The organism is Streptomyces sp. FH025 (genome assembly GCF_017427025.1).
Classification (GTDB): domain Bacteria; phylum Actinomycetota; class Actinomycetes; order Streptomycetales; family Streptomycetaceae; genus Kitasatospora.
Genome location: NZ_JAFLNG010000435.1, coordinates 1 through 6,651, shown reverse-complemented (window position 1 = coordinate 6,651; position 6,651 = coordinate 1). Strand labels below are relative to the sequence as shown.

The 6,651-nt window shown below is 74.2% G+C and carries 2 protein-coding genes; both read left to right on the top strand.

Annotated elements, in window-relative coordinates; all coding sequences use genetic code 11:
• Positions 1–2,404: SDR family NAD(P)-dependent oxidoreductase (locus J0670_RS26075; RefSeq protein ID WP_207814111.1), on the top strand; the 2,404-nt coding region annotated here is incomplete at its 5' end.
• Between the two features lie 39 nt (positions 2,405–2,443).
• A partial coding sequence (locus J0670_RS26070) for a type I polyketide synthase (RefSeq protein WP_207814110.1) occupies positions 2,444–6,651 on the top strand: 4,208 nt, incomplete at its 3' end.

Below are 6,651 nucleotides of genomic sequence, written 5' to 3'. Positions count from 1 at the left end.
GGACGGCTCGCTGTCGTCGCTGGGTTCGGACATCGTGGCCGGTACCGGAAATGACGAGGCCGTGTTCGTCCCGCTCCAGCGGCGCAACGACGAGAGCGTCCCGAGCCTGGTGACGGGTCTGGCCCGGGCGTACGTCAACGGGGCTTCGGTGGAGTGGAGTTCGGTGCTGCCGACCGGCGCACCGGTCGAGCTGCCGACCTACGCCTTCCGCCAGGAGACGTACTGGCCCAAGGGCGTGCAGACCCCGCCGAACGCCGGCGGGGAGGGGGCGGGCACGGCCGCCGAGGCCCGGTTCTGGGCCGCCGTCGACAACGGTGACCTGGCCGAACTCGGCGACACCCTGGCCCTGGAGGACCAGCGGCACCTCGGTGAGGTGCTGCCGGCCCTGGCGTCCTGGCGGCGCCGGGAGCTGGACCGGTCGGTGACCGCGAACTGGCGCTACCAGGTGAGCTGGGCGCCGGTGGCCGACCCCGCCCCGGCGGTGCTCGCCGGGCACTGGCTGCTGGTGGGCACGCCCGAGCAGACCGAGGGCGAGCTGTGGCAGGCGTGCGTGCGGGCGCTGACCGCGCGCGGCGCCGACGTCGTGACGATGGCGACCACCGAGACCGCCGACCAGGGGCTGATGGCCGCGCGGATCGCCGCGACGCTGCCCGAGGCCGGGGTCTCCGGCGTGGTGTCGCTGCTGGCCCTGGACGAGACGCCGCTGCCCGGTCACCCGGTGCTGGCGAACGGCCTCGCCGGGACCCAGACGCTGATCCAGGCCCTGATCGCCGAGGGCGTCCACGCACCGATGTGGGCGCTGACCTGCGGTGCGGTGGCCACCACGTCGGACGAGGCGCTGACCAACCCGGTGCAGGCGCAGGCCTGGGGGCTCGGCCGGGTCGCCACCCTGGAACACCCCGACCACGGCGGCGGTCTGATCGACCTGCCGGCCGAGTTCGACGATCGGGCCGCGGAGCTGTTCTGCGCGGTGCTGGCCGAGTGCGGCGAGGACCAGGTCGCGATCCGTCCGGCCGGAATCTTCGGCCGCCGGCTCACCAGGGCCGCCCGACCGCGCGGCGGCGCAGGGCAGTTCGTGCCGCGCGGCACCGTGCTGGTCACCGGTGGCACCGGCGCGATCGGCGGGCACGTCGCCCGCTGGCTGGCCGACCGCGGCACCAAGCGGCTCGTGCTGACCAGCCGCTCCGGGGCCGGGGCCGCCGGGACGGCCGCCCTGGCGGCCGAACTGGCGACCACGGGAACCGAGGTGGACGTGTTCGCCTGCGACGCCGCCGAGGACGCCGCCCTGGCGGGAGTGATCGCCAGGATCGGTGCGGGCGGCCCGCCGCTGACCGCGGTCATGCACGCCGCCGGCCTCGGGCAGGCCACCGCACTGGACGACGTCTCGGTGGAGGAGACGGCCGCCATGCTGGCCGCCAAGGCCGCCGGCGCCGCCAGTCTCGACCGGCTGACCGCCGGCCTGGACCTGGACGCGTTCGTCCTGTTCTCCTCCATCGCGGCGACCTGGGGCAGTGGTCTCCAGGCCGGCTACGCGGCGGCGAACGCCTACCTGGACGCCCTGGCGGAGAACCGCCTCGCCCGCGGCCTGGCCGCCACCTCGGTGGCCTGGGGTCCGTGGGGCGGTGGCGGGATGACCGACGCGGAGGGCGCGGCCGCGATGACGCGCCGCGGTCTGCGCCTGATCGATCCGGGCCAGGCGATCCAGGCCCTGGCCCAGGCACTCGACGGCCGGGACCGGCTGATCACGGTCGTGGACGTGGACTGGGCGCGGTTCGCCCCGCCGTTCACCCTGCGCCGGCCCAGCCCGCTGATCGAGAGCCTGCCCGAGGTCATCGAGGCCCTGGCCGTCAAGGGCGACGACGACGGCCAGGCCGACCCGTCGGCCGGGAACGCGCTGGCGCTGCAACTGGCGGGCCTGCCCCGGGTGGAACAGGACCGACTGCTGATCGACCTGGTCCGGACCGAGGCCGCCGCCGTCCTGGGACACGCGAGCATCGAGTCCGTCGAGGCCGACCGCGCCTTCAACGACCTCGGGGCCGACTCGCTGACCGCCGTCGAACTGCGGGACCGGCTGGGCGCGTCCACCGGACTGCGCCTGCCCAGCACGCTGCTGTTCGACTACCCCACCTCGGCCGCCCTCGCCGACCACCTGCGGGCGGGTCTGACCGAGGAGACCAGCCCGGCCCAGCCCGTGCTGGCCGAACTGGACAAGCTGGAGGGCATGCTCGTCGCGATCGCCGGCGACGCCGAATCCGCCCTGATCACGAACCGCCTCGAAGTCGTCCTCTCCAAGTGGAGGGAGGCTCGGGCACAGACCGCCGAGACCGGAGTTGCGGAGAAGCTCGAATCGTCAACCGACGACGAAGTCTTCGATTTCATCGGCAAGGAACTCGGAATCCACTGACACGGCCAACGCCGCGACTTCTTCGACGAGGTGACGTAAGTGAGCGAAGAGAAGCTCCGCTACTTCCTCAAGCGGGTGACCGCTAATCTGCACGAGACCCGGCAGCGTCTGCAGGAACTGGAAAGCGCCGGCGGCGAGCCCATCGCCATCGTCGGCATGAGCTGCCGGTTCCCCGGGGGCGTGCGCAACCCCGAGGCCCTGTGGGAACTGCTGGACGCCGGGCGGGAATCGGTGGCCGGGCTGCCGCAGGACCGCGGGTGGGCGTTCGGCGACGCCGACGGCCCCGGCGCCGCCGAGGTGCAGGCGGGCAACTTCATCTACGGCGCCACCGAGTTCGACGCCGGATTCTTCGGGATCAGCCCGCGTGAGGCGCTGTCGATGGACCCGCAGCAGCGCCTGCTGCTGGAGGTGTCCTGGGAGGCACTGGAGCGGGCCGGGATCGACCCGGCTTCGCTCCGGGGCTCGCAGACCGGCGTGTTCGCCGGCGCCTCCGCCTCCGGGTACGGCTGGATCACCGGCAAGCAGGGCGAGCTCGACGGTCACGTGATGACCGGCAACGCCACGAGCATCCTGTCCGGCCGGGTGTCCTACACGCTGGGCCTGGAGGGCCCGGCCGTGACGATCGACACCGCCTGCTCGTCGTCGCTGGTCTCGCTGCACCTGGCCGCCCAGGCGCTGCGCTCCGGCGAGTGCTCGATGGCGCTGGTCGGGGGCGCGTTCGTGGCGGCCACCCCGGTGCTGTTCACCGACTTCAGCAAGTCGCTCGGCCTGTCGCCCGACGGGCGCTGCCAGGCTTTCGGGGCCGGGGCGAACGGCATGGGCGTCGCCGAGGGCGCCGGTGTCGTGGTGGTGGAGCGGCTGTCGGACGCGCGCCGCAACGGGCACAAGGTCCTGGCGGTGGTGCGCGGTTCGGCGATCAACCAGGACGGTGCGTCCAACGGTCTGACGGCCCCGAACGGTCCGTCGCAGCAGCGGGTGATCCGGGCGGCGCTGGCCAGCGCCAAGCTCTCGACGGCCGACGTGGACGTGGTCGAGGCACACGGCACCGGCACCCCGCTCGGCGACCCGATCGAGGCCCAGGCGCTGCTCGCCACCTACGGGCAGAACCGCCCGGAGGACCGGCCGCTGTGGCTGGGGTCGGTGAAGTCCAACATCGGGCACACCCAGCAGGCCGCGGGCATGGCCGGGATCATCAAGATGGTGCTGGCGCTGCAGAACGAGCAGCTGCCGGCCACGCTCCACGTCGAGGAACCGACGCAGGAGGTGGACTGGTCGGCGGGCGAGGTGCGGCTGCTGGCCGAGCCGGTGGCGTGGCCCGCCGGGGAGCGGGTGCGCCGTGGCGGCGTGTCCGGGTTCGGGATGAGCGGCACCAACGTCCACATCATCCTGGAGGAGGCCCCGGCCGAGGACGGCGAGGCCGCGGAGGCGCCCGCCGGGGACGCCGAACCGGCGGAGACCGTGGACGAGTCGGCCGTCGAGGCCGAGACGGCTCCGGCCGCTCCCGCAGTGGTGGAGCTGGACGGACTGGCGGCCTGGGCGGTCTCGGGCCGGTCGGCCCGGGGGCTGACGGCTCAGGCGGGCCGTCTGCGCGAGTGGGTGTCGGCTCGTCCGGAGCTGGTGCCGGCGGATGTGGCGTGGTCGCTGGCGGCGACGCGTTCGGTGTTCGAGCACCGCGCCGTGGTGGTCGGTGGCGACCGTACGGAGCTGCTGTCCGGGCTGGGCGCGCTGGGGGACGGCGTCTCTGCGGGATCGGTCGTCTCCGGGGTTGCGCGTTCGGGTGGTCGGACGGCGTTCGTGTTCGCGGGTCAGGGTGCGCAGTGGGTCGGTATGGGCCGGGAACTCGCGTCGGTGAGTCCGGTGTTCGCGGCGCGGTTGGCGGAGTGTGAGGCGGCGCTGGCGCCGTTCGTGGACTGGAAGCTCTCGGATGTGATCGCCGGGGCGGAGGGTGCTCCCTCCCTGGATGCGGCGGATGTGGTGCAGCCGGTGCTGTGGGCGATCATGGTGTCGCTCGCGGCGGTCTGGGAGGCCGCGGGTGTGACGCCGGACGCGGTGGTGGGTCACTCGCAGGGCGAGATCGCGGCGGCCACGGTGGCCGGGATGCTGTCGCTGGAGGACGGTGCCCGGGTGGTGGCGGTTCGGGCGCGGGCGCTGACGGGTCTGTCGGTGCAGGGCTCGATGGTGTCGGTGGTGATGCCTTCGGCGGCGGTGCGGGAGATCGTCGAGGGCTGGGGCGGTCGGCTGTCGGTGGCGGCGGTTAACGGCCCGGCGGCGGTGGTGGTTTCGGGTGAGCCGGAGGCGCTGTCGGAGTTCGAGCGTGAGCTGGCCTCGCGCAAGGTGCTGCGGTGGCGGATCCCGGCGACGGACTTCGTGGCGCATTCCCCGGCGGTCGAGCCCCTGGAGGCGGTGCTGGCCGGGGAGTTGGCGGGGATCGCCCCGCGGGCGGGCCGGGTGCCGATGATCTCGACGGTGACAGGTGAGTGGCTGTCGGGTGCCGAGGTGGATGCGGGGTACTGGTACGCGAACCTGCGTCGGATGGTCCGTTTCGAGGAGGCCGTCCGCACCCTGCTGGGTGGTGGTTACGGGGCGTTCGTCGAGGTGTCGACGCACCCGGTGCTGACCGCTGCGGTCACGGAGACGGCCGAGGATGCGGGTGTCGCGGATGTGCTGACGGTCGGCACTCTGGAGCGTGACAACGCGGGTGCCGCCCGTCTGGTGACGGCTCTGGCGCAGGCTTATGTGGGTGGCCTTGCGGTCGACTGGAAGAGCGTCCTGCCGGCCGCCGAGCCGGTGGACCTGCCGACCTACGCCTTCCAGCGTGAGCGGTACTGGCTGGAGCCCTCGGCCGCGGGCGTGACGGCCGTCGGTGGTGACGGCTCGGGTACCGAGGCGGAGGCCGCGTTCTGGGCCGCCGTCGAGGGCGGGGACCTGGCCCACATCGCCGAGGTCCTGGAGCTGGACGACCGGCGTTCGCTCGGCGAGGTGCTGGAGGCGCTGACCTCCTGGCGCCGCCGCGAGCGCGACCGCTCGGCGACGGAGGGCTGGCGCTACCAGGTGACCTGGGCGCCAGTCTCGGACCCCGACTCCGCCGCGCTCACCGGCCGCTGGCTGGTGCTCGCCGACCGGGCCGAGGACGAGCTGACCGGGTCCTGCGTCCGGGCGCTGGCCGCCCGCGGCGCGGACGTCACGGTCGCCGAGCTGCCGGCCGATGCCGTGGACCGGTCCGACGTGGCGCTCGCCATCGGTGAGGCGCTGCGCGGATCCGAGGCGCAGCAGGGCTCCGAGGCGCCGGCCGGCATCGTGTCGCTGCTGGCCCTGGACGAGACTCCCGTACCCGGGTACCCGGCGGTCCCCCGGGGCTTCGCCACCACCCTGGCCGCGGTGCAGGCCCTGGGCGACTCGGGCATCGACGCACCGCTGTGGGTGCTCACCCGCGGCGCCGTCGCGGCCACGCCGGGCGAGGCCCTGACCAACCCGCTGCAGACCCAGATCTGGGGCTTCGGCCGTGTCGTCGGCCTCGAACACCCCGACCGCTGGGGCGGGTTGATCGACCTGCCGGCCGAGTTCGACGAGCAGACCGGGGGCCGGCTGACCGCCGTCCTGGCCGGCTGCGGCGAGGACCAGGTCGCGATCCGTCCGGCCGCGGTCTTCGGCCGCCGGCTCACCAGGGCCGGGCAGCCGCACACCGGCGCCGGGCAGTGGACGCCCGGCGGCAGTGTCCTGGTCACCGGTGGCACCGGTGCGATCGGCGGGCACGTCGCCCGCTGGCTGGCCGGCCGGGGTGCGCGGCGGTTGGTGCTGACCAGCCGGTCCGGCCCGGCCGCTGCCGGTCTGGCCGCGAAGGCCGCCGAACTGGCCGCCCTGGGCAGCGACGTGGACGTCGTGGCCTGCGACGCCGCCGACCGGTCCGACCTGGCCGGGGTGCTCGACCGGATCGCCACGACCGGCCCCGCCCTGTCCGCGGTGTTCCACACCGCCGGTGTCGTCCAGCACAACACCGTGCACGAGACCGACCTGGCCGAGACGGCCGCGGTGCTGGCCGCCAAGGCCGCCGGCGCCGTCCACCTGGACGAGCTGACCGCCGAGCTGGACCTCGACGCGTTCGTCCTCTTCTCGTCGATCGCCGCGACCTGGGGCAGTGGTCTCCAGCCCGCCTACGCAGCGGCCAACACCTTCCTGGACGGCCTGGCCGAGTACCGCCGGGCCCAGGGGCGGACCGCGACCTCGGTGGCCTGGGGCTCCTGGGGCGG